Source organism: Aeromonas sp. 1805 (assembly GCF_013085525.1).
GTDB lineage: Bacteria > Pseudomonadota > Gammaproteobacteria > Enterobacterales > Aeromonadaceae > Aeromonas > Aeromonas hydrophila.
The window spans coordinates 696,253-718,942 of sequence record NZ_CP038515.1 but is presented as its reverse complement, the minus strand read 5'-3'; the positions used below and the strand labels follow the sequence as shown (position 1 = coordinate 718,942).

Here is a 22,690-nt window from a genome sequence, read left to right as displayed (position 1 = left end):
AAGTCATAAGCCAGCACGCAGAGATTGATGATTATTTTGTGAATAGTGGGTGATGAAGGTGAAACGAGTCAGCCTGGCTCAGCCAGGAGGGCAATTATTGGCAGCGAAATGGAGAAGGATTCGCATTTCGAGAACCGTTTTGGCAACGGCTGGTCGATATTTCGCAAGATGCTGCGGCGGTGCGCGAAACAACGGAGCCCGGGGGCGGGCTCCAGGGGATCAGGGGGCAGGGTCGACGGGGGCAGGCTCAGGCCCGGCGGGCGGGGTCAGCATCATGGTCTCGATCTGCAGTCCCTGCACCAGCACGGTTTTCAGATCCTGCAGGTACTCTTCCAGCGGCGGCTCTTGCAGCAGCTGGGCTAGCTCGTTGCCGACCGGGGTCAGCCGGTAGTAGAGCAGGGTGATGTTGGCTTGCTTACGCTGCAGGCGCCAGCGCTGATCGCCGAACTCCAGCTCCACCCCGTCGGCGGGCAGCGGGCCGGACTCCAGCTCGCCCCGGTGCAGCAAGCCGAGTTCGAACAGCTGCAGCAGGGCGTTGTAGGGGATGCGGTACTTGCCAAGGCCGAGCCGGGTCACCCGGGCCCGGCTGAGCAGGCTGGCCCCCTTGTGCAGCCCCAGCAGCAGCCGCTGTTCGTCGCTGCCCACATAGTGGCAGGAGAGGGAGCAGATGCGCTGGAACAGCTGGGCCTCGCGCTGGGTCATCTCCTTGAGGGTGGAGAGCGCCCGGATGGAGAAGCGGCCCGGGGTGGCGATCTCGATGGCGAAGATGCGGCCCCACAGCTGCTGCATGGGCACCATGCTGATGTCTTCCGCCAGTTGCAGGAAGCGGGTCAGCCAGTCGCTGTCCATCTCGCCGCCGGCGGCCGTCTCCTCGCAGTGGCGGGAGGCCATCACCATGATGGCTTCCAGGTTGCGCTGGCGGGCGGCCTGATCCGCCAGCTGGCGAAAGGTGGCGCGCTGCTCGAAGGTGCTGTCGCTGTTGCGGGTGAGCATGCCGTCGATACCGCGGCTGCGGGCCAGGCGCAGGGTCTGCTCCTGGCTGCTCAGGATGGAACTCTCTTTCTTGGGCGGGGGCAGGTCAGCCATGCTGGCTCCGTGATCGCAAGGTCTAGCCTTGAATGTTACTCCAACCGGGATGGCGGGCAATCCCTCAGGCAGGGGCCGGCCGGGATCTGGTCGTCGCGGATAACAAAACGGCCTCCCGAGGGAGGCCGTGTGTGGCTGGTTACTGCTCTTCGTAGACGCTCACCTCGACCGCCTCCATGGAGTAGGAGGCGGTGGCCATCTCGTGGCTGGAGCTGACCGTGCGCATCTTGCCCTTCACCCAGATGGCGTCCCACAGGTCGTCCACCGGCGCCCCCTTGGGGTAGCTCACGTAGACTACCTGGTTGGTGGGCGGAGGCGGCACATGGATGCAGGCGCCGAAGTAGGGCACCAGCAGGAAGGCGGTGATCTTCTTGGCATCCCCCTCCAGCGGCACCACGAAGCCCGGGATGCGCACCTCTTGGTTGTCCAGCTTCTGGTTGACCCCGCCCACCGGCTGCGGCACCGAGGCAAGATTGCCGTCGTGGCTGACCTGGGGGGCGGCAGCAGTTTTTCACCGGCGGGAATGAGCACATCCCAGTCGATGGTCTTGTACTCCACGGCCATGGCCGGCAGCGCCAGCAGGGCGGCCAGCAGCGCCACAATTTTCCACTTCATCATCTGTCCTTCTCGTTTTTATGGGCGTCTGGCTAGACGCGAATGCTCATGCCGTCGCTCAGGCTGTAGCGATAAGCGCGGGCCGCGGGCAACAGGCCGATCACCATGCCGGCCAGCCAGACCAGCCCCAGCAGCAGCCACTCGTGGGCGCTCGGCAGCCCCAGGCTCAATTGCAGGCCATAGTGGCTGAGCAGCCAAGGGGTGGCAAGCCCCTGCCCCAGGTAGAGCACCGCCACCCCGAGCGCGATGCCGGCGGTGGTGAGGGCCATCGCCTCCAGCGCCAGCAGCAGGAACAGGTGGGCGGGGCCGGCACCGAGGGATCGCAAGATGGCAAGCTCCCGGCGCCGCTCGTTGAGGCCGGCCAGCAGGGTGGTCAGCATGCCGATGAGGCCCGCCACCACCACAAAACCGGCGATCACCGACAGCGCCGTCTCCGCCACGCTCATCAGGCTCCACAACTCCTGCAGGGCGGCCCCCGGCAGGATCGCCATCAGCGGCTCACCCCGGTAGGTGTTGACGCTGCGCTGCAGCTGGAACGCCAATATCCGGTTGCTGAGCCCCACCATGAAGGCGGTTATGGTCTTGGGGGTGAGATCCTGCGCCAGCGCCTGCTCGGCGGTCACGTTCTTGCTGTGACGGCCGGTGTCCCAGCCCAGGTGGATCGCCTCGATGCCGGCCAGCGGCACGTGGATGGTGCGATCGATGGGGGTGCCGGTCGGTGCCAGGATCCCCACCACCTTGAATGGCAGGTTATCGTGCTGGCTGAACGAGGTGTTGCCGGCGCCGTGGGCGATGACGATGGACTGCCCCAGGTGATAACCGAGCTTCTCGGCCACCTGGGCGCCGAGCACCGCCTCGAACGGCGTGTCGAATGCTCGCCCTTCACGCAGGTCCAGCGCCTGCTGCTGGCCGTACTTCAGGTGGGTGAAGTAGTCGCCATTGGTGCCAAGCACGCGAAACCCCTTGTGGGAGTCGCCAAGGGAAAGCGGGATGGTCCAGGCGATGCCGCGCTGGTTCTTGATGGCCTGATAGGCATCCCAGCCCACGTTGTTGGTGGGATTGCCGATGCGAAACACCGAGTAGAGCAGCAGGTTCACCTGGCCGGAGCGGGCGCCGACGATGAGATCCGTGCCCGACACCGTATTGGCGAAGCTTTCGCGCGCCTGGTTGCGCACTCGCTCCACCCCGAGCAGCAGGGTGACGCTGATGGCGACGGCCAGCAGGGTGAGCCCGGCGGTGAGGCGGCGGGCCCAGAGGCTTTGCAGGGCGAGTTTCAGCATGATGCCCTCCGGTTTTGTGGTCGTGCCGCATGGGGGCGCCTGGCGTTGAGCGGGGCGATGCAGTGAGGAAGGGGGATCAGCATGCGGCCCTCCTGTTCAGTTGTTGCAGGTTTTCCACCCGCGGGAAGAGCGGTTCGAGGTAGGGGTCGTGGCTGACGAAGACCAGGGTCGAGCCCTGCTTGTCGCACTCCTCGAACAACAGCTTGATGAAGGCGGCCCGGTTGTCGGTATCGAGGGCCGAGGTGGGCTCGTCGGCGATCACCAGCGGCGGTGAGCCGATGAGCGCGCGGGCGGCGGCCACCCGTTGCTGCTGGCCGATGCTGAGGGCATGGACGGGTCTGTGCAGCGCCTCCTCGGGCAGTTGCAATTCCCGCAGCAGGCGGCGCGCCTCGTCGGCCGGGCTGCCCTGCAGCCGGGCCCGCTTCTCGGGGGAGAAGGTGAGGGCGCTGGTGACGTTGTCCTGCACGGATAAAAACGGCAGCAGGTTGAACTGCTGGAAGATGTAACCCAGATTGGCCGCCCGGAAGTGGTCACGGGCACGGCCAGAGAGCCGGGCCAGCGGCTGGCCCAGCACCTCCAGGGTGCCGTGGTTGGCGGTCTGGATCCCGGCCAGCAGGCCGAGCAGGGTCGACTTGCCGGAGCCCGACGGTCCCTTGATGAACACCCGCTCTCCTTTGCTGATGGTGAGAGCGGGCAGATCGAGTACAACCTCGTGACCCGGCCAGGCAAAGGCCAGATCGCGGATCTCAACCACGGCATTTTTCATGGCGTTACCAGCTCAGTTTGTTGGCGGAGGGGGTCAGCTCGGCTGCGGTCTGGCCGCTGGGCAGTATGCCTTGCACGCTCAACTTCTCCAGGCTCGGATAGACGCTGAACAGGGTGGCCTCCAGTCCGGTCAGCTTGGCCGGGGTAGCGCAGGTGTAGGTGTACATGGCGCCCATGTCGGCGTGACCAGCGTCGTCGTGTTGGTGTTCGTCGTGCTTGCCGTCAGACTTCTGGTGGTCATGGTCATGGTCATGGTCATGGTCATGGTCATGGTCATGGTCGTGGTCTTCCTTGGCGGCCTGCAGCTCCTGCTGGGTCAGTTTGCAGCCGGCGGCCGGGTCGAAGCGAAACAGGGCATCGGGTTGCTTGAGTTGAGTCATGGCCTTGGCGTATTGCGCCTTCTCTTCGTCGCTCTTGGCGGCGTGCTCGAAGCCCACCAGATCGGCGGCGGGGGCCTGCAGCTCGATCATCAGCTGGTTGCCATCGAGCACCAGATTGAGGTGACCGTGGCCGTGCTCGTGGGCGCCGTGGCCGTGACTGTCGTGTTCATCGTGGTTTGCCTGCACGCCAAATGCGGCGGCCGCCAGTAACAGGGTGACTGCTTTCATCGTTAATCCTTTGAAAAATTAATTGAAAAATGGATTTAGCCGGATAAGCGATGAAGCAGTGGCGGCGCGCGAATGCGGCACTGGCCTGACGGGGTGGCATGAGGTTTGGGCAAGGCGGCATCAACGAGCTTGCCGATGACCACTTGTGAAAACGGGATGACCAGGGTTGGGGTGAGTGCCAGCTTGCCATCCAGATGCAGGGCGCAGAGGACGCAGGCGTGGTTGTGGCCGGGCAGGTCGGCTTCCAGCGGATGTTGTGCCAGCACCGGTTGCAACCACAACCAGCCCAGCAGCAGCAACCAGATTTTCAGCTTGGTACGACCCATAGACCCCTATCAAAGGGGCGTCATCAGCGCCCCTTCTCTCTGACTTAGAGATGGGACTTGATGAGCCCCATCACGGTAGCGATATTGTTGGCATCGAGCTGGCCATCTTTGGCAAACAGCACCTTGCCCTCTTTGTCCAGCAGGATGATGGCCGAGCTTTCCGGCGCCAGATCCCAGGCGTTGCGGGCCATGCCCTTGGCATCCAGCACCATGGCGGACCAGGGGAATTCTTTTTTGCTGTCCTCGGCACTGCTCTTCACAAAGCCCGAGGTGCCCCAGATGGCGTCATTGCTGTTGATGATGGTGACGGTCTGGTACTTGTCATGGGGCAGCTTGGCCGCCTTGATCGCTTCGATCATGGGGGCGTTGAGCTCCTTGGCGCTGGAACGACCGGCGATGTGCTGGATCAGAAAGACCTTGCCGGCCAGCACCTTGCTTTGCCAGGGCTGATAGCTGATCTCTTTCTCTTTCAGAACCAGTTCACCCTTGTCGCTGATGTTGACCAGCGGCACCTGGGTCGACTCCTTGATGTTGTGAGCCAGGGCCAAGGTTGGCAGCAGCGCCAGAGTAAGTACGAGATGTTTCATCCTGATGACACTCCTTTTGTTATGTTATAACGATTTTTGCATTGAGGGAATGGGGCAGTACTCATCCTAAACTGATCGGATCTGTTTAAGAAGTGTTAAATAAACGTGTGATTGGCCCGCTTGCCTGCCCGCCAGCACGGGGCCTGGCTGGCAAAGGCGGCTAGGATGGCATGCAGTCGATAAAAATCAATTGCTTATCAACTGGTTTGAGGAGTCTGGCTGCGGCCAGCAGCCAGACTGGAGGTGAGGGGGAGAGCTCAGTAGAGCGGTTCGCTTACCAGCGGGATCTTGGCCATGGTCATCTGTTGGGCCAGCAGGGGCGAGCCGGTCAGCAGAACGTGGCGCTGATTGCCGATCACCACTGTATCCCCTTTCAGGCCGCTGTCGGCGGTAATGGCGAGCCAGGCCGGCGAGACGCTACCGATGCTGATGTTCGGGTAGATGATGCTGAGCATGTACTGGGGGGCCAGCTCGGCCAGCAGGCTGGCCATCAGCAGCGCCTTCTCGTCGCTGTCAGCCTTGTTGCTCTGCAAGGCTTGCAGCGGCGGCGCGAAGTGGTCCATCTGCTCGGGCGGGGTAGGAATGCCGTTCAGCCACTCCTGCAGCAGGCCGACGCTGGTGGCCAGATCCTTGGCCAGGAACTGTTTTGCCAATGGCCTCAGGTCGCCCTTGAACTGGTAGAACAACTGCGAATAGTTGGGACGCACGCAGGGCAGCTTGCGATTGGCGGGATGCACGCAGGGCACCACCCGCATCTGATAGAAGGCATCGTCCTGATATTGCTGGTAGGCCTGCCAGAACAGGGTCGACTCCATGCTGTCGTCGTGCAGGGTGAAGGCCTGCTCCAGATTGCGAAACTTGGTGGCGGTCTCGGGGCTGGTCTGATTGATCAGGTTGATGCTGTTGTAGAGCCGCGGGCTGATGTAGGAGTAGAGGGTCTCCAGCGGATAGTTGAGGGAGGCATCGAGCAGGCTCATCTCGTGGCGGCTGGCGGAGATGACCCGCTCATCCGTGTTCAGTAGCAGATGCTTCTGCTGGCCGTCGGCCGATTGCCACTGCCAGCTCAGGGTGACCTCGTTGGCCCCGGCCATGGACGCGAACACTAGACTCAACAACAGACCTTGTGCCAGTTTCATGATGTGCATCCTGCTCGGGGTGATAATAAACAACTAGGTGAGCTGGCCGATTTTGGATGAGTCTGGCATTTGTGATTTTGATAACAGATTGATCGGGCTTTTAATTTAATTCTGGAAATAAGTCATGCAGGAAACCGTCATGAAGCGAATCACAACATTGTTGCTGCTGTTGGCCACCTTGCCGGCCGCGGCGGGGCCGGTCATCGTCAACCAGGGGATGTCCAGCGCGGATACCTTTGCCCTGCGGGACAAGCTGGCGCGGGAGCATGAGTGGCAGGAGTGGCTGCGTTTCCGGCAGGCCATCAAGTGGCTGGAGGTGCTGCCGGTGAACTGCGAGCTGATGAGCGATCAGGATGGCAGCTATCGCTGTGGGGGAGACTACTATCGGTCCTATCGACAGGATGGGCGCGACATCTATATCCAGGGGGATCCTGCCGATGTGACGCCGGGTCAGCGCCCGCAACAGCCCATAAAAAAGGCGCCCTGAGGCGCCTTTTTCACGAGAGATACGCTTACTTGGCAGCGTAACGCTCGGCAGAGCTGATGATCTCAGCTTCGGCAGCGGCCTTGTCGCCCCAGCCTTCAACCTTGACCCACTTGCCTGCTTCCAGCTCTTTGTAGCGCTCGAAGAAGTGCTGGATCTGGGCGCGCAGCAGCTCGGGCAGGTCGTTCACATCCTTGATGTGATCGTACTGCTTGGTCAGCTTGGAGTGAGGAACGGCCACGATCTTGGCATCTTCACCGGATTCGTCGGTCATCTTCAGCACGCCAACCGGGCGGCAGCGAATGACGGAGCCGGCCAGCAGCGGGTAGGGAGTCGGCACCAGCACGTCGACCGGATCACCATCCAGAGACAGGGTAGCGTTCACGTAACCGTAGTTGCACGGGTAGAACATCGGGGTAGACATGAAGCGATCGACGAAGATGGCACCGCTGTCCTTGTCGACTTCGTATTTGATCGGGTCGGCATTCTGCGGGATTTCGATGATGACGTAGATGTCGTCGGGCAGGCTCTTGCCAGCCGGGACCAGGTTCAGGCTCATGACGTTTCCTTTGAGTGTTGGAGTCAAGTTTGCAGGCCGATATTATAGCGATGTCGCGTCAAATGACCATATTTCAGGGCCACTGCGACAGAGTTGGTGGATACCGCACAGCTTGGGTCTGCCAAATTGCCGTCACCTTGCTAGAATGCGCACTCCCTTTACTGGAAAAGGCAGCGGTATGCACATTCACATCCTCGGGATCTGCGGCACCTTCATGGGTGGTCTGGCGGTGTTGGCAAAACAGCTTGGTTACCGGGTGACCGGTTCGGATGCCAACGTCTATCCCCCCATGAGTACTCAGCTCGAGCAACAGGGCATCGAACTGACCGAAGGCTATGACCCTTCCCAGCTCGATCCGGCGCCGGATCTGGTGGTGATCGGCAATGCCATGAGCCGCGGCAACCCTTGTGTGGAGTATGTGCTGGACCGCAATCTGCCCTACATCTCCGGCCCCCAGTGGCTGCTGGAGCACGTGCTGCAGGATCGCTGGGTGCTGGCCGTCGCCGGTACCCACGGCAAGACCACCACCGCCAGCATGCTGGCCTGGGTACTCGAATACGCCAAGCTGGAGCCCGGTTTCCTCATCGGCGGCGTGCCCGGCAACTTCCCGGTCTCCGCCCGTCTCGGCTCCGCCCCCTTCTTCGTCATCGAGGCGGACGAGTATGACTGCGCCTTCTTCGACAAGCGCTCCAAGTTCGTTCACTACCACCCGCGCACTTTGGTGATGAACAACCTGGAGTTCGACCACGCGGACATCTTCCCGGATCTCGCCGCCATCCAGCGTCAGTTCCACCACCTGATGCGCACCGTGCCGAGCAACGGCCGGGTGCTCTTCCCCAAGGGGGACGAAAACCTGGCTGCCGTGCGCAAGATGGGCTGCTGGAGCGAAGTGGAGCTGGTGGGTCAGGACGACGCCCAGTGGAAGGCGGTCAAGCTGGCCGACGACGGCTCCGCCTTCGAGGTGTGGCTGGACGGCGTGAAGCAGGGCGAAGTGCACTGGGAGTGCATCGGCGAGCACAACGTCAACAACGGCCTGATGGCCATCGCCGCCGCCCGCCATGCCGGTGTCATGGTGGAGCACGGCATTGCAGCCCTCTGCCAGTTCAAGTCCCCCAAGCGACGGATGGAGCTCAAAGGCGAGGTAGCCGGCATCAGCGTCTATGACGACTTCGCCCATCACCCCACTGCCATCGAGACCACCCTCGGCGGACTGCGCGCCAAGGTGGGCAAGGCCCGCATCCTGGCGGTGCTGGAGCCCCGCTCCAACACCATGAAGCTGGGGGTCCACAAGGAGGAGCTGGCCGGCTGCTTCGATGGCGCCGACGAGGTGTTCTTCTTCCAGCCGCCCAACATCGGCTGGGATCTCGGCGAGGTGACCGCCCACATGACCCGACCGGCCAAGGTGTTCAACGATCTGGAGACTCTGATCAACCGGCTGGTGGCCGAGTGCCGCGATGGCGATCATATTCTGATCATGAGCAACGGTGGCTTCGGCGGCATTCATGACAAGCTGATCGCCCGCCTCAAGGACTATCACGGCCAGCTATGAACAAAGCGATCACCCTGGCGCTGACCGGCGCCTCCGGCGCCCCTTATGCCCTGCGCCTGCTGGAATGCCTGGTGCAGGCGGATTATCGGGTCTACCTGCTCGCGTCCTCGGCGGCTCGTGTGGTGCTCAAGACCGAGCAGCAGCAGGAGTGGCCCGGCTCGCCCAAAGAGCTCTCTGCCTATCTCTGTCGTCAATATGGCGCCAGCGAGGGACAGATAGTGGCCTGCGGCAAGGAGGAGTGGTTCTCGCCGGTGGCTTCCGGTTCGGCGGCGCCCAGACAGATGGTGGTCTGCCCCTGCTCAATGGGGACCGTCTCTGCCATTGCCAACGGCACCTCCGACAACCTGCTGGAGCGGGCGGCGGACGTGGTGATCAAGGAGCGCGGCCAGCTGATCCTGGTGCCCCGCGAGAGCCCCTTCTCGGCGATCCACCTGGAGAACATGCTGAAACTGGCGCGGCTCGGGGTGACCATCATGCCGGCGGCGCCGGGCTTCTATCATGAGCCAAAGAGCATCGCGGATCTGGTGGACTTCATGGTGGCGAGGATCCTCGACCATCTGGGGATCGAGCATGATCTGACCCGCCGCTGGGGCTACGCCAAAGGGTGAGACGAGAGATAGCGGACAAACAAAAGCGGCGCCGACCTGAACAGTTCGGCGCCGCTTTATTTTGACGGAGCGGGTTAGGCTGCCTGGATCGGGGCCGTCACGTACTTGAACAGAAAATCGGTCACTTCTTCCCGGTCAGGGCGTTGTGGCTGATTGATCATCTGCATCATGACGTAACCAAAACCGGTCAGGGAGCGGGCCAGGTCCTGGGCGGACAGCACGCTCTGGATCTCGCCGGCATCCATGGCGCGTTGCAGGTGGGGTGCAATGCGCTCCAGTGCCTTGTCCAGCAGCTTGGCGTAACGGGGCCAGACCTCTTCCCGCACCGATGAGCTCCACTCCAGCCAGATGCTGGCGTGGTCAGGCTGATCGTAGGCGGCGTCGACAAACAGCTTCACGTGGCGGCGAATACTGTCGCTGACCGGGCCCTGGCCGGTGTAGGCCTGTTCCAGCATCTGATGCACGAAACGTTCGATCTCGGCCAACACTTCATCCACCAGCTCTTCACGGGTGTTGAAATAGTTGAACACGGTAGCAACCGAGACCTTGGCCTGTTCTGCGATTTCGGCGTGACCCGCACGGCCAATGCCGCGACGGGAGAACACCTCGATGGCACATTCCATCAATTGATTGCGTCGGGCCTCCGGCGAAAGCCGGGTTCGACGTCTTATTTCTGCGCGTGGTTCCATAGTTTTTTCATCTAATAGTTATTGATTATGGTGTTTATAGTATTGTCACCGATAATGCCCGAGGGCCTGCTAACTCTATCAATTAAAATAAGCCGATAAAAGCATCACGTATGCCTGACGCCCTTCGGCTTGAATGGTAGAATCATCGGTTTTGACGTTAATGAACGGCCAAATTCGCTTTGGCCATTATGGAGTAAGTGATGAAACACACTGTCGAGGTGATGATCTCCGAGGCTGAAGTCGCCGCCCGGATCGCCAAATTGGGTGAAGAGATCACCGCCCGTTATCAGGGCTCTGACGAAGTGGTCATGATCGGCCTGCTGCGTGGTTCCTGCATCTTCTTGGCCGACCTGTGCCGCCAGTCCCAGCTGCCCATCACCCTGGATTTTATGACCGCCTCCAGCTATGGCTCCGGCATGCACAGCACCCGTGACGTGCGCATCCTCAAAGATCTGGATGACGACATCAAAGGGAAGGACGTGGTGATCGTCGAAGACATCATCGATACCGGCTACACCCTCAACAAGGTGCGCGAGATCCTCTCTCTGCGCGAGCCGAAATCCCTGGCCATCTGCACCCTGCTGGACAAGCCGTCCCGCCGCGAAGTGCAGGTGCCGGTAGACTGGATCGGTTTCTCCATTCCCGATGAATTCGTGGTGGGCTGTGGCATCGACTATGCCCAGAAGTACCGCAATCTGAAGTTCATCGGCAAGGTAGTACCGCAAGAGTAAGCAAGGTTCAGGAATATCACGGGCGAGGTGGCAGAGCGCCATTTTCTGTCTGCAGGCGGCCTTGGCCGCCTTTTCTGTCTCGAGATGGGATGCGCCATCACAGGGGTTGCAATGAACGCACTGGAAATCAGCGGCCTGAAAAAGACCTATCAGGGGGGCGTCGAAGCCCTTAAAGGCATCGATCTCACCGTCAAGCAGGGGGATTTCTTCGCGCTGCTCGGACCCAACGGGGCGGGCAAGTCCACCACCATCGGCATCATCAGCTCGCTGGTGAACAAGAGCGCCGGCAAGGTGAAGGTGTTCGGCCATGACATCGACACTCACCTGGAAGAGGCCAAGGCCCAGCTCGGGCTGGTGCCGCAGGAGTTCAACTTCAGCCAGTTCGAGAAGGTGATCCAGATAGTCACCCATCAGGCCGGCTTCTATGGTGTGCCGCGGGCCGAGGCCAAGATCCGTGCCGAGAAGTACCTGCGCCAGCTCGACCTGTGGGACAAGCGCGACATGCCGGCCCGCACTCTCTCCGGTGGCATGAAGCGCCGGCTGATGATCGCCCGCGCCCTGATGCACGAACCCAGGTTGTTGATCCTCGATGAGCCGACCGCCGGGGTGGACATCGAGATCCGCCGTTCCATGTGGAGTTTCCTCAAGGATCTCAACGAGCAGGGCGTCACCATCATCCTCACCACCCACTATCTGGAAGAAGCCGAGATGCTGTGCCGCAACATCGGCATCATCGACAAGGGCCGCCTGATTGAGAACACCAGCATGAAGAATCTGCTGGGCAAGCTGGGCCGCGAGACCTTCATGCTGGATCTGGCGCCGGGCTCCGCCGTGCCGAACGTGCCCGAGTTCAACGGTCGCATGCAGGACGAACGCACCCTGGAGGTGGATCTGGACAAGAGCCAGTCCCTCAACAGCCTGTTCGAGCAGCTGTCGAGCCAGCAGGTGCAGGTATTGAGCATGCGCAACAAGGCCAACCGACTGGAAGAGCTGTTCGTCACCCTGGTCGAGGAGGGGAGAAAAGCATGAACCTGACCACTTACTACATCGCCTTCAAGAGCATTCTGGCCAAGGAGATCAGCCGCTTCACCCGGATCTGGATCCAGACCCTGGTGCCGCCCGCCATCACTATGAGCCTCTACTTCGTCATCTTCGGCAACCTCATCGGCGGCCGCATCGGTGACATGGGGGGCTTCAGCTACATGGAGTTCATCGTGCCCGGCCTCATCATGATGTCGGTGATCACCAACTCCTACTCCAACGTCGCCTCCTCCTTCTTCAGCGCCAAGTTCCAGCGCAACGTGGAGGAGCTGCTGGTGGCGCCGGTGCCCAACTACGTCATCATCGCCGGCTACGTGGGCGGTGGCGTGGCGCGCGGCCTCTGCGTCGGTCTCATCGTCACCCTGGTGTCGCTGTTCTTCGTGCCGCTGCAGATCCACCACCTCTTCAGCGTCTGCTTCACCGTGCTGCTGACCGCCATCCTCTTCTCGCTGGGCGGCCTCATCAACGCGGTGTTTGCCAAGACCTTCGACGACATCAGCATCATCCCCACCTTCGTGCTGACGCCGCTCACCTACCTCGGCGGGGTGTTCTACTCCATCAGCCTGCTGCCACCCTTCTGGCAGGGGGTCTCCCAGGTGAATCCGATCATCTACATGGTGAACGCGTTCCGTTACGGCTTCCTCGGGATCTCCGACGTGCCGCTCGGCACCGCCTATCTCATCATCATCGGCTTCATCGTGGCCCTCTACGGTCTGGCCTGGTGGCTCATCTCCCGCGGCACCGGGCTGCGCCACTGATGCAATGCAACGGGCACCCTGGGGTGCCCGTTTCTTTGTCGCCTCTTTTCCCTTTCCTGCGCTGACCCCATCTCGTACAGGGTTAATAACCACCCTATTATCAAGGTTTTATCTGACACCTTGTGATCCACCGCAATTTTCAGATTACCCCCAAAGGTATAATTCCCGCGGTTGGAAGGTCTGCACTATGGAGATCCTCCGTCTCTTCTTTTTCTCACCAGGGCAGGATCGCCTATGTCACTGATCACCGAGTTGCCAGCCATTTTTGACAGTTTTTCAGATGCCCGCCGTCAGGGCTTTCTGGCCGTGATGGCACTCAAGGAGCGACAGATCCCCCTGGTCGGCACCTACTGTACCTTCATGCCGCAGGAGGTGGCGATGGCTGCCGGCGCCGTGGTGGTATCGCTCTGCTCCACCAGCGACGAGACCATCGAGGAGGCCGAGAAAGACCTGCCCCGCAACCTCTGCCCGCTGATCAAGAGCAGCTACGGTTTCGGCAAGACCGACAAGTGCCCCTACTTCTACTTCTCCGATCTGGTGGTGGGAGAAACCACCTGCGACGGCAAGAAGAAAATGTACGAGTACATGGCCGAGTTCAAACCGGTGCACGTGATGCAGCTGCCCAACCGCGCCGATGACGAGGCCTCCCGCACCCTGTGGCGCAGCGAAATAGTTCGCTTCAAGGCGTTGCTGGAGCAGCAGTTCGGCAACCCCATCAGCGAGCAGGCGCTGCGCGACGCCATCGTGCTGAAAAACCGCGAGCGCCGCGCGCTGGCCGACTTCTACCGGCTGGGCCAGCTCAACCCGCCGGCGCTGAGCGGCACCGACATCCTCAAGGTGGTCTATGGCGCCACCTTCCGCTTCGACAAGGAGCAGCTCATCAGCGAGCTGCAGGAGATGACCCGCCGCATCAAGGCCGAGTATGCCGAGGGCAAGCGGCTCGATGCCCGCCCGCGCATCCTCATCACCGGCTGCCCCATCGGTGGTGCGGCCGACAAGGTGGTGCGTCTCATCGAGGAGCACGGCGGCTGGGTGGTAGGCTACGAGAACTGCACCGGCGCCAAGGCGACCGAGCAGTGCGTCAGCGAGGAGGGCGACTTGTTCGATGCGCTGACCGACAAGTATCTGGCCATCGGCTGCTCCTGCATCTCCCCCAACCATCAGCGCATGAATCTGCTGAGCCAGATGGTGGAGGAGTATCAGGCGGACGGGGTGATCGACGTGATCCTGCAGGCCTGTCACACCTATGCGGTGGAGTCGCTGGCCATCAAGCGCCACGTGCGCGATCGCCACGGCATCCCCTACATGGCGGTGGAGACCGACTACTCCAGCGCCGACAAGGGACAACTGGCCACCCGGCTGGCTGCCTTTATCGAAATGCTGTGAGGAGGCGCAGTGTCACTCTCCATCGGGATTGACTCGGGCTCCACCGCGACCAAGGGGATCCTGTTCGACCACAGGGATGGCGGGCGCATCGTCCGCCGTTTTCTGGTGCCGACCCCCTTTCGCCCGCTGGCTGCCATCGAGCAAGGCTGGGAGACGCTCTCAGCCGATTTGCCAGAGCGCCCCCATCTGACCCTGACCGGTTATGGCCGCGATCTGGCGTCGTTCGCCGATCGGCGGGTCACCGAGATCTCCTGCCACGGGCTGGGGGCGCGCCTGCTCTGCCCGTCGGTACACACCGTCATCGACATCGGCGGCCAGGACAGCAAGGTGATCCAGCTCGATGGCGAGGGCAACCTCACCGACTTTCTGATGAACGACAAGTGCGCCGCCGGTACCGGCCGCTTTCTCGAGGTGATCACCCGCACCCTGGGGGCGCGGGTCGAGCAGCTTGACGAGCTGCTGCAAGGGGCCGATCCCCACGACATCAGCAGCATGTGCACCGTGTTTGCCGAGTCGGAGGCGATCAGCCTGCGCTCGGCGGGCATTCCCGCCGAGTCGATCCTGGCCGGCATCGTCCGCTCCATGGCCCGGCGCAGTGCCAACTTCATCGGCCGCCTCGGCGCCAGGCCGACCGTGCTCTTTACCGGCGGCGTCAGCCACTGCGCCACCTTCCGACACTATCTGGCGCAAGGATTGGGCTGCGACGTGGCCACCCACCCGGACGCCCAGTTTGCCGGTGCGCTGGGGGCGGCCCTGTTCGGTGCGCGTGCCCGCACGGGAGGCAAGTCATGAACGCAGAGTTCCTCTACCTGTTCCACTCCACCCTCGGCACGGTCAGGCTACGCAAGCGGCTGGAGCAGCAGCCCCACCCGTTTCGGGTCTGCGACGTACCGCGCCGGCTCAGCGCCGGCTGTGGCCTCGCCATCCGCCTGCACTGCCCGCCCGAGGAGTGGCAGCAGTGGTGCCAGAGTGGCGAAACCGCCGCCGTTTTTCGTTGTGACGAAGACGGTGAGTATTGCGAACTGGCCCGCTATCCGGCCGCCGACTAGGGCATGATGACGCCTGGTCGGGGAGTTGGCAGTGGGGGGCATGGATGATAAAGAACTATCCCATGGCCGTGTATCTGCGGGTGCTGGCCAGGTTGGCGCTGGGGGGATTCTTCGTCGTATCCGCCGGGTTCAAGCTGGCGGCACCGGACCTGTTCGCCGAGCAGATCGGCGCCTTCGGCCTGCTTTGGTCGCCGTTCATTCCCCTTGCCGTCTGGGGGCTTGTCGGGCTGGAGCTCTGCGCCGGGCTTGCGGTGATCGCCAACCGGCGCTGGGGGCTCTGGTTGGTGGTGGCCCTCTTGGCCCTGTTTATTCCGGTGTTGGGCTATGGCATCGCCATCGAGCTCGACATCTCTTGCGGCTGTCTTGGCAGGGCTGATCTCGGCTCGCTGCCACAGGCCCTCTTGCGGGATCTGCTGCTGTTGATGCTTGCGGGCGCCTTGCTGCGTCACTCCCGCCCCGTTTTTACCGTTCCAAAGGAGCAGTGACATGATGAGATTGCAATCCCGCACCCTGATGGCCGCGCTGATTGCGGCCAGCTTTGCCCTCGGTGGCTGTGGTGACAACCAGTTCGAGCAGGAGACCAAGCTGGAGCAGGCGGCGGTACAGCTCTCCCAGGAGACCCAGCAGGGTGGCTATCAGCTGCTGACCGTGGCGGAGCTGAAGACCCGGATGGATAAAGGCGAGGCGCTGGTGATCATCGACACCATGCCGCTTGAGGACTCCTACAAGAAGGAGCACATCCAGGGGGCCAAGAATTTTGCCTTCGTGAAGGAGGCCAAATCCGGGGATGACTGGAGCCAGATCGTCGAGGGGAGCGGCACACCCGAGCAGCTGCTGGCCCTGCTGGGAGACGACAAGACCCGTCCGGTGGTGTTCTACTGCGGCTTCGTCAAGTGCGGTCGTAGCCACAACGGGGCTGCATGGGCGGTCACCCAGGGCTATCAGCAGGTCTATCGGGTGCCGGGCGGCATCTTCGCCTGGAAAGGGGCGGGTTACCCGGTCACCGCCGAGTAGGCAGGAAACGCTCAGAAACAACAAAGCCCGCGCATGCGGGCTTTGTTGTCAGTGGCGCTGCGGCTCAGGGGCGGGCCAACGCCACCACCCGGTTGTCGATGAGGCGGGCCTTGCCCAGATAGGCAGCCATCAGGATCACCAGCTGCTCGCTCTGGTCGGTGGCAGCTTCGAGGTTGGCGGCATCGACGATGTCGATGGCGTCGGTGCGAAAACCGGCGTTGTCGAGGCGCTGGCTGGCCTGGGCCACCAGGGAGGGCAGGTGGTGATCACCCGCTTCGATCTGCTCGGCGATCCAGTTCATGGTGCGCGCCAGCTCGGGGGCCAGGGCCCGTTCGGCCGCGGTCAGGTAGCCGTTGCGCGAGGAGAGCGCCAGCCCGTCCTCGGCCCGCACGGTGGGCACGCCGACGATCTGGATGGGCATCGCCATGTCGGTCACCATTTTGCGAATGAGCGCCAGCTGCTGGAAATCCTTCTGGCCGAAGCAGGCCACATCCGGCTGTACCAGATTGAACAGCTTGGTGACCACGGTGCTGACGCCGCGGAAGTGACCCGGGCGCAGCGCCCCTTCCAGCAGACCGGAGAGGCCCGGCACCTCGACGAAGGTGTGGCTGGCCAGCCCCTGCGGATACATGATCTCCGGCGTCGGCGTGAACACCATGTCTACCCCGGCCGTTTCCAGCGCGGCGCAGTCCTGTTCCAGGGTGCGCGGGTAGTTGGCGAGATCCTCGGCCTTGTCGAACTGCATCGGGTTGACGAAGATGCTGACCACCACCTTCTCGGCGTGGCTGTGCGCCTCCTTCACCAGGGTCAGGTGGCCCTGATGCAGATTGCCCATGGTGGGCACGAATGCGATTGTGAGCCCGTCACGGCGCCATTGGCCGATCTGTTCACGCAGAGCGGCGGGATTGTTAACGACCAACATCAGCAGTTCACCTTCGAAAAGATCAAAGAGAGGCGGGCGGTATGGGCCCGCATGAGTAAGAGAGGAGTGGCAACGGGCAGCATCATCGACAGGTCACCTTGGGATGAATCATCAAGAGACGGGTTGCTCAGTCAGCACCAGAGGGCGAAGCGGGGGCGCAGGCCCCCGCTCTCGTCACGCTATCGGATCAGTTGAAGCAGTGTTCCGGGCCCGGGAAGGTTCCCTCGCTCACCTGCTTCACATAGAGCCGGATGGCGGCGCGCATGTCGCCGGTCTCGGCCAGGAAGTTCTTGGTGAACTTGGGCACATAGCCGGAGGTGATGCCGAAGGCATCGTGCATCACCAGGATCTGGCCGTCGGTGGCGGGGCCGGCACCGATGCCGATCACCGGAATGCGCAGCGCCTTGCTGATGCGCTCGGCCAGCGAAGTGGGCACGCACTCGAGCACCAGCAACTGGATGCCGGCAGCCTGCAGTTCGAGGGCCTGACGATAGATCTCCTGAGCCTGGAACTCGTCGCGCCCCTGCACCTTGAAGCCGCCGAATACGTGCACGGATTGCGGGGTGAGGCCTAGGTGGCCACAAACCGGCACGCCGTTGCGGGTCAGGTGGCGAATGGAGTCGCACAGCCAGTCGCCGCCTTCCATCTTCACCATGCGGGCACCGGCCGCCATCAGCCGGGCGGCGTTCTGATAGGTCTGCTCAGGGGTGGCATAGCTCATGAACGGCATGTCGGTCACCACCAGTGCGTTGGTGGTGCCGCGCACCACGCAACGGGTGTGATAGACCATCTCATCCATGCTGACGCCCAGGGTATCCTGACCCCCCTGCAGCACCATGCCCAGCGAGTCGCCGATGAGCAGCACGTGGGCGCCCTCGTCGTCGAACAGCTTGGCAAAGGTGGCATCATAGGCGGTGATGGCGGTGATTCGTTGGCCTTCCTGCTTCATCTTCAGCAGGTTGGTGGTGGTGATCTTGCTCATAGAGGCTCCTGTTCGTCTGCACCGGGGGCAATGATGGCAAGATCATTGTGCGGGCAGCGGGCAACCAGTTCTGCGAGTGGGGTGCCGCAAGGCAGTACCAGAGCGGGTGCAATCTCGGCCAGGGGCAGCAGCACGAACTCCCGCTCCTTCATGCCGTAATGAGGAACGATGAGGCGTTCATGCCTGATGATCTGATCGCCAAACAGCAGCAGATCGAGATCCAGGGTTCTCGGCCCCCATCGCTCATCCTTGCGCACACGTCCTTGTTCCAGCTCGATGCTTTGTAGTTGATCCAGCAGCGCCAGCGGCGTCAGCCGGGTGTTGAGCCGGGCCACGGCATTGACGTAGTCCGGCTGGTCAGCAGGGCCCATGGGGCGGCTGCTGTAAAACGACGAGGCCTGCACCAGCACGGATTCCGGCAACCTTGCCAGAGCGGCGACGGCGCGACGAGCCTGACCGACCGGGTCAGACAGGTTGGAACCAATGGCGATGAAGACCTCGGTCATCACGTCAGTTGTCACTCGGCCGCTTTCGGTTTGCGGCGACGGGGGCGACGACGGTTGCGGCTGTTGCTGCTGCGCTTCTCGCCATCGTTGCTGCGGGCCTCACCGGCCTGACCGCGCTCACCGCTTGCCGGGCGGCGGGTCGCCTCCCGTTGCAGCTGCGGGCGCACGTCCGGATTGGACTCCACGTAGCGTTCCCACCAGCTGGCCAGCTCGCCCAGACCGCGCTCGACCCGGTTGCGCAGCAACAGGAAATCAAACGCCGCGCGGAACTTGGGATGCTCCATGGCCCGCTCGGGGTGGCGGCCCTGACGGCGGGTCAGCCGCTGCTGCAGGGCCCAGATGTCGCGCACATCGGTGGTGAAGCGGCGCGGAACGGCGATGATCCGCACCTGGTTGTCCAGCACCTCGTTGATCGCCAGCATGAAGGCGTCATACCAGGGCAGGCCGCTCTCGTTCTCCAGCACCCGGCCGCGGGCCTCGACACAGCCCCACAACAGGGTGGCGTAGAGGAAGGCGGGGGTGACGCGCTTGTCTTCCCGTACCCGGGTGTCGGTATCGATCAGCGCCTGCTCGATGAACTGCTCGTAGGGCGAGTTGCCGTGCGGAGTAAACAGCGCCGCCACCTGCGGGAACAGCTGTTGGAACAGGCCGTATTCGCGCAGCAGCTTGTAGGTGGCCAGGCCATCGCCAGCCAGGAACAGCTTGAGGGTCTCCTCGAACAGGCGGGCCGCCGGAATATCCTGCAGCAGCGGCGCCAGCTCCTTGATGGGGGCGGCGGTGCGCGGGCTGATGGTCATGTCCAGCTTGGCGGCGAAGCGCACGGCGCGCAGCATCCGCACCGGATCTTCGCGGTAGCGGGTCTCGGGATCGCCAATGAGCTCCAGCTTGCGCTCGGCCAGGTCTTCCAGCCCGCCCTCGAAATCGTGCAGGGTGAAATCCTTGGCACTGTAATAGAGGGCGTTGACGGTAAAGTCGCGACGCTCGGCATCCTCTTCGATGGTGCCGTAGACGTTGTCGCGCAGCAGCATGCCTTCATCGGATTGGGCCGACACATGTTTGCTGGTATTGACCTGATGGTGGTGACCGCGGAAGGTGGCCACTTCGATCACGTCACGACCAAACACAATGTGGGCCAGCCGGAAACGGCGGCCGATCAGGCGGCAGTTGCTGAACAGAGACTTGATCTGCTCCGGCGTCGCATCGGTGGCGATGTCGAAATCCTTGGGCGTCTTCCCGAGCAGCAGATCCCGGACTCCGCCGCCGACCAGGTAGGCTTCGTAGCCGCCCTTGTTCAGGCGATAGAGCACCTTGAGTGCATTCTCGCTGATCTCTTTGCGCGAAATCGGGTGCTGGTCACGGCTCAAGGTACGACGTTGTCCGGCGACACGGGCCGGAATGGGGGACTCCGCCGACTGCTCGCCGTCTTCCTTGCCGAGCACTTTGCGGCAAAAGTTTGCGATCTGGGAAAAAATGGTACACCTCGTTATGACTTCAAATTGACGGGAGGCCAAAAAAATAGCGGCCTATCATAGCTCACGCCTAACCAAATGAAAAACCGTGCTGGCAATTGATCTCGTTTGAAGCGGATCATCCCGGTAAAATCACGGCCAACAGCGGCGATTTACGTTCAATCAAACCAAAATTGCCTGCGCGATTCAGTAATCAGCCAGCTGGATCTTCTCGCTGGCGGGCACCCGGGCCAGCTGCCAGTGGGCGATGCCCCAGTCGACGATCTCGTCCACCCGGCTTGCCATCAGCTCGGGGAGCGGGCACTGGCCGAGAAAGTGCAGCGCCTGCCACAGGGCCGGGCGCACCTCGTCCGATGCCAGCGCTGGCGCGTGATTCTGCTTGGAGAGCTTGTGGCCGTCGGCCTGCACCGCCAGCGGCAGATGCACCCAGGCGGGCACGGGGGCGCCCAGGGTCTGGTAGAGGGCAATCTGGCGCACCGTCGGCTCCAGCAGATCGGCGCCGCGCACTATCTCGGTAATGCCGCAATCCATGTCGTCCACCACCACCGCCAGGTTGTAGGCGTAGAGGCCATCGCGCCGGCGCACGATGAAATCTTCCTCGGCCAGCGCCGCCGGCACCGCAATGCGGCCCTGCAGCCCATCCTCGAAATCGTACACCGGGTGGTGCTGGCGCAGGCGGGCGGCGCACCCCTCTGCCGTCAGCCCCAAAGTGCGGCAGTGGCCGTTGTAAAAGCCGCCGCTCGCCATGATTTCGCGCCGGGTACAGCGGCACCAGTAGAGATCGCCCGCCCGGTAGAGCTGTTCGATGATCTCGTCATAGCGGCCGTGGCGCGCGCTCTGGAACATCACCTCGCCATCCCACTCAAGACCGTATGCCTCAAGGGTTTTGAGAATAAGGTCGGCCGCACCCGCCATCTCCCGCGGCGGATCGATATCCTCGATGCGCACCAGCCAGCGCCCCTGCTGCGCTCTGGCCTGCAAAAAGCTGCCGAGCGCCGCGATCAGGGAGCCGAAGTGAAGCGGGCCTGAGGGGGAGGGGGCAAAGCGGCCGATATAAGGGCGGGTCTGGGATGAAGGGGTGGTATTCACGGGCATGCGGATTCGGGCAAACGGGACATTGAGGCTGCATTCTGGGACGACCCGGCCAAAAGCTCAATAAAAAAGGGAGCCCGCGAGCTCCCTTTTTTCTGTTATGCCAGAGGTCGGTATCAACCGGCCATCTGTTTTTCCTTAATTTCAGCCAGGGTCTTGCAGTCGACACAGAGGTCGGCGGTGGGTCTGGCTTCCAGACGGCGGATACCGATCTCGATACCGCAGTGTTCGCAGTAACCGAAGTCATCGTCTTCGAGCAGCAGCAAGGTTTTCTCGATCTTCTTGATCAGCTTGCGCTCACGGTCGCGGGTACGCAGTTCAAGAGCGAACTCTTCTTCTTGCGCGGCGCGATCCACGGGATCCGGAAAGTTGGCAGCCTCATCCTTCATATGGTCAACGGTGCGGTCAACTTCCTGCATCAGTTGGTTGCGCCAGGCTCCCAGGATCTTGCGAAAATGTGCCTTTTGTTGGTCATTCATGTACTCCTCACCCGGTTTTTCCTGGTAAGGCGCCACACCCGCAATGGCCAGGGGGCCCAGAGATTTCCTGTTTTCGCCTGTTGGCATGCCCTGTCTCCTAATTCAGCACGCTACCCGTGCCATCCATAAATTGAGGGCGACATCTATAGCAGAAGGGTAACTTGGAGGCAAACAAGCCGTACCAATAATGTTACCCACTCCAACATTTATTCGCTGCCCTCGGGTAGCAGGTGACAAGATTCAAACGGGATAAAATCTTGGGCCACCATGCTCTGCACCCCAACATGGGGTCGATAGCATAAAATTTCAACCCCTGCCGTAATTGCTTGCTCAATAAGCAGACTATAGTGCGGATCTATATGCGCTGCCGGGCGCATTCTCACGATTCCGGAGTGCAAAACCATAAATAACAGCACGGCTCTGTGGCCTGCCGCCTTCATGGCCATTAATTCACGCAAGTGCTTGGCGCCACGGGTGGTGACCGCATCGGGGAAGTAGCCCATGCCGGCTTGCTCCCGCTCGTCGAGCAGGGTCACCGATTTCACCTCGATATAACAGGCCGGCCGGTGGTCATCTTCCAGCAGCAGATCGATGCGACTGTTCTCTTCGCCGTATTTCACCTCGGTGCGCAGCCTGGCATAGCCGCGCAGCGGGGCGAGGGCATCCTGCTCGATCAGCTCCCGGGCCAGCTGGTTGGCGCGGGCCGTGTTGACACAGATGAAGTGACCAGCCGGGCTCTCGGCGATCTCCCAGCTGTGGGGCAGCTTGCGCTTGGGGTTGCTTGATGTGGAGTACCAGACCCGGGTGCCCGGCTCGGCGCAGCCGGTCATGGCGCCGGTATTGGCGCAGTGGATGGTGATCACCTCGCCGTTGTCGAGCTGCACGTCGGTCAGGAAGCGCTTGTAACGGGAGATCAGCTGCCCGGATTGCAGGGGGGGATCGAAGATCATGGTATGGCTCTCTTAATCG

27 protein-coding genes and 1 pseudogene are annotated in these 22,690 nt (G+C 62.2%); 11 read left to right on the top strand and 17 right to left on the bottom strand.

Annotation, left to right across the window (positions count from 1 at the left end):
• Nucleotides 1–219: 219 nt before the first annotated feature.
• The 8 genes and pseudogenes from E5E96_RS03265 to E5E96_RS03230 all read right to left on the bottom strand — a co-directional run bounded on the left by E5E96_RS03265 (nucleotide 220) and on the right by E5E96_RS03230 (nucleotide 6,403).
• Entirely contained in the window at nucleotides 220–1,086 is an 867-nt protein-coding gene (locus E5E96_RS03265) for a TIGR03899 family protein (protein ID WP_017411037.1), read from the bottom strand.
• Nucleotides 1,087–1,225: 139 nt separating this feature from the next.
• Nucleotides 1,226–1,704, bottom strand: a pseudogene (locus E5E96_RS03260) (DUF3299 domain-containing protein).
• A gap of 29 nt (nucleotides 1,705–1,733) precedes the next feature.
• Nucleotides 1,734–2,981 (bottom strand): ABC transporter permease, encoded by a 1,248-nt coding sequence (locus E5E96_RS03255; RefSeq protein WP_171281544.1) that lies wholly within the window; start codon nucleotides 2,979–2,981, stop codon nucleotides 1,734–1,736.
• 76 nt (nucleotides 2,982–3,057) lie between these two features.
• Complete coding sequence (locus tag E5E96_RS03250) at nucleotides 3,058–3,747, bottom strand: ABC transporter ATP-binding protein (RefSeq protein ID WP_101616995.1); 690 nt, start codon at nucleotides 3,745–3,747, stop codon at nucleotides 3,058–3,060.
• Between the two features lie 4 nt (nucleotides 3,748–3,751).
• Nucleotides 3,752–4,354: a DUF2796 domain-containing protein gene (locus tag E5E96_RS03245; RefSeq protein WP_171281543.1), complete on the bottom strand. Its 603-nt coding sequence runs from the start codon at nucleotides 4,352–4,354 to the stop codon at nucleotides 3,752–3,754.
• Nucleotides 4,355–4,389: 35 nt separating this feature from the next.
• Nucleotides 4,390–4,680, bottom strand: a complete 291-nt coding sequence (locus E5E96_RS03240; protein WP_171281542.1) for a hypothetical protein — start codon at nucleotides 4,678–4,680, stop codon at nucleotides 4,390–4,392.
• 44 nt (nucleotides 4,681–4,724) lie between these two features.
• Complete coding sequence (locus E5E96_RS03235; RefSeq protein ID WP_139750118.1) at nucleotides 4,725–5,267, bottom strand: YtfJ family protein; 543 nt, start codon at nucleotides 5,265–5,267, stop codon at nucleotides 4,725–4,727.
• A 257-nt stretch (nucleotides 5,268–5,524) separates the two neighbouring features.
• Nucleotides 5,525–6,403 (bottom strand): hypothetical protein, encoded by an 879-nt coding sequence (locus E5E96_RS03230; protein ID WP_171281541.1) that lies wholly within the window; start codon nucleotides 6,401–6,403, stop codon nucleotides 5,525–5,527.
• A gap of 124 nt (nucleotides 6,404–6,527) precedes the next feature.
• On the opposite strand from E5E96_RS03230, the gene E5E96_RS03225 reads away from it, so the two are divergent.
• Nucleotides 6,528–6,890 carry a hypothetical protein gene (locus E5E96_RS03225; protein WP_171281540.1) on the top strand — a complete coding sequence of 121 codons (363 nt, stop codon included), beginning with the start codon at nucleotides 6,528–6,530 and terminating at the stop codon, nucleotides 6,888–6,890.
• Between the two features lie 25 nt (nucleotides 6,891–6,915).
• Here the strand turns inward: E5E96_RS03225 and ppa are convergent, their stop codons facing one another.
• Nucleotides 6,916–7,446 carry an inorganic diphosphatase gene (gene ppa / locus E5E96_RS03220; RefSeq protein WP_011707292.1) on the bottom strand — a complete coding sequence of 177 codons (531 nt, stop codon included), beginning with the start codon at nucleotides 7,444–7,446 and terminating at the stop codon, nucleotides 6,916–6,918.
• Between the two features lie 178 nt (nucleotides 7,447–7,624).
• Here ppa and mpl point away from each other — a divergent pair, with 178 nt between their 5' ends.
• The gene (gene mpl, locus E5E96_RS03215) at nucleotides 7,625–8,995 is read left to right on the top strand and encodes a UDP-N-acetylmuramate:L-alanyl-gamma-D-glutamyl-meso-diaminopimelate ligase (protein ID WP_171281539.1); all 1,371 of its coding nucleotides are present in this window, start codon (nucleotides 7,625–7,627) and stop codon (nucleotides 8,993–8,995) included.
• Nucleotides 8,992–9,603 (top strand): flavin prenyltransferase UbiX, encoded by a 612-nt coding sequence (locus E5E96_RS03210; RefSeq protein WP_011707290.1) that lies wholly within the window; start codon nucleotides 8,992–8,994, stop codon nucleotides 9,601–9,603. The genes mpl and E5E96_RS03210 overlap by 4 nt, the downstream gene beginning before the upstream one ends.
• Before the next feature lie 74 nt (nucleotides 9,604–9,677).
• Here E5E96_RS03210 and E5E96_RS03205 read toward each other — a convergent pair whose 3' ends face one another.
• Complete coding sequence (locus E5E96_RS03205) at nucleotides 9,678–10,292, bottom strand: TetR/AcrR family transcriptional regulator (RefSeq protein ID WP_011707289.1); 615 nt, start codon at nucleotides 10,290–10,292, stop codon at nucleotides 9,678–9,680.
• A gap of 200 nt (nucleotides 10,293–10,492) precedes the next feature.
• On the opposite strand from E5E96_RS03205, the gene hpt reads away from it, so the two are divergent.
• The 8 genes from hpt to E5E96_RS03165 all read left to right on the top strand — a co-directional run bounded on the left by hpt (nucleotide 10,493) and on the right by E5E96_RS03165 (nucleotide 16,271).
• A complete protein-coding gene (gene hpt, locus E5E96_RS03200; RefSeq protein WP_024945753.1) occupies nucleotides 10,493–11,023 on the top strand; it encodes a hypoxanthine phosphoribosyltransferase in 531 nt (176 codons plus the stop codon).
• A 111-nt stretch (nucleotides 11,024–11,134) separates the two neighbouring features.
• Entirely contained in the window at nucleotides 11,135–12,052 is a 918-nt protein-coding gene (locus E5E96_RS03195) for an ABC transporter ATP-binding protein (protein WP_043168096.1), read from the top strand.
• A complete protein-coding gene (locus tag E5E96_RS03190; RefSeq protein ID WP_005304632.1) occupies nucleotides 12,049–12,822 on the top strand; it encodes an ABC transporter permease in 774 nt (257 codons plus the stop codon). Before E5E96_RS03195 ends, E5E96_RS03190 begins: the two co-directional genes overlap by 4 nt.
• Before the next feature lie 234 nt (nucleotides 12,823–13,056).
• Nucleotides 13,057–14,208 carry a double-cubane-cluster-containing anaerobic reductase gene (locus tag E5E96_RS03185; protein ID WP_060390747.1) on the top strand — a complete coding sequence of 384 codons (1,152 nt, stop codon included), beginning with the start codon at nucleotides 13,057–13,059 and terminating at the stop codon, nucleotides 14,206–14,208.
• Nucleotides 14,209–14,217: 9 nt separating this feature from the next.
• Entirely contained in the window at nucleotides 14,218–15,000 is a 783-nt protein-coding gene (locus E5E96_RS03180; RefSeq protein WP_171281538.1) for an acyl-CoA dehydratase activase, read from the top strand.
• Entirely contained in the window at nucleotides 14,997–15,257 is a 261-nt protein-coding gene (locus tag E5E96_RS03175; RefSeq protein ID WP_017766300.1) for a DUF3343 domain-containing protein, read from the top strand. The genes E5E96_RS03180 and E5E96_RS03175 overlap by 4 nt, the downstream gene beginning before the upstream one ends.
• A 62-nt stretch (nucleotides 15,258–15,319) precedes the next feature.
• Nucleotides 15,320–15,742, top strand: coding sequence for a MauE/DoxX family redox-associated membrane protein (locus E5E96_RS03170; protein ID WP_253264700.1), 423 nt, complete (start codon nucleotides 15,320–15,322; stop codon nucleotides 15,740–15,742).
• 1 nt (nucleotide 15,743) lies between these two features.
• The gene (locus E5E96_RS03165; RefSeq protein WP_171281536.1) at nucleotides 15,744–16,271 is read left to right on the top strand and encodes a rhodanese-like domain-containing protein; all 528 of its coding nucleotides are present in this window, start codon (nucleotides 15,744–15,746) and stop codon (nucleotides 16,269–16,271) included.
• A 64-nt stretch (nucleotides 16,272–16,335) separates the two neighbouring features.
• Here the strand turns inward: E5E96_RS03165 and panC are convergent, their stop codons facing one another.
• The 7 genes from panC to sfsA form a co-directional block, all read right to left on the bottom strand.
• Nucleotides 16,336–17,193 (bottom strand): pantoate--beta-alanine ligase, encoded by an 858-nt coding sequence (gene panC, locus E5E96_RS03160; protein ID WP_171281535.1) that lies wholly within the window; start codon nucleotides 17,191–17,193, stop codon nucleotides 16,336–16,338.
• A 187-nt stretch (nucleotides 17,194–17,380) separates the two neighbouring features.
• Nucleotides 17,381–18,175 (bottom strand): 3-methyl-2-oxobutanoate hydroxymethyltransferase, encoded by a 795-nt coding sequence (gene panB / locus E5E96_RS03155; protein WP_011707281.1) that lies wholly within the window; start codon nucleotides 18,173–18,175, stop codon nucleotides 17,381–17,383.
• Entirely contained in the window at nucleotides 18,172–18,681 is a 510-nt protein-coding gene (folK, locus tag E5E96_RS03150; protein ID WP_171283199.1) for a 2-amino-4-hydroxy-6-hydroxymethyldihydropteridine diphosphokinase, read from the bottom strand. The genes panB and folK overlap by 4 nt, the downstream gene beginning before the upstream one ends.
• Nucleotides 18,682–18,692: 11 nt before the next feature.
• Nucleotides 18,693–20,192 carry a polynucleotide adenylyltransferase PcnB gene (pcnB, locus tag E5E96_RS03145; protein WP_017411017.1) on the bottom strand — a complete coding sequence of 500 codons (1,500 nt, stop codon included), beginning with the start codon at nucleotides 20,190–20,192 and terminating at the stop codon, nucleotides 18,693–18,695.
• 144 nt (nucleotides 20,193–20,336) lie between these two features.
• Nucleotides 20,337–21,245: a tRNA glutamyl-Q(34) synthetase GluQRS gene (gluQRS, locus tag E5E96_RS03140; RefSeq protein WP_171281534.1), complete on the bottom strand. Its 909-nt coding sequence runs from the start codon at nucleotides 21,243–21,245 to the stop codon at nucleotides 20,337–20,339.
• Nucleotides 21,246–21,358: 113 nt separating this feature from the next.
• Entirely contained in the window at nucleotides 21,359–21,808 is a 450-nt protein-coding gene (gene dksA, locus E5E96_RS03135; RefSeq protein ID WP_005304459.1) for an RNA polymerase-binding protein DksA, read from the bottom strand.
• Between the two features lie 119 nt (nucleotides 21,809–21,927).
• Nucleotides 21,928–22,671: a DNA/RNA nuclease SfsA gene (sfsA, locus tag E5E96_RS03130; RefSeq protein WP_042065558.1), complete on the bottom strand. Its 744-nt coding sequence runs from the start codon at nucleotides 22,669–22,671 to the stop codon at nucleotides 21,928–21,930.
• Nucleotides 22,672–22,690 lie beyond the last annotated feature (19 nt).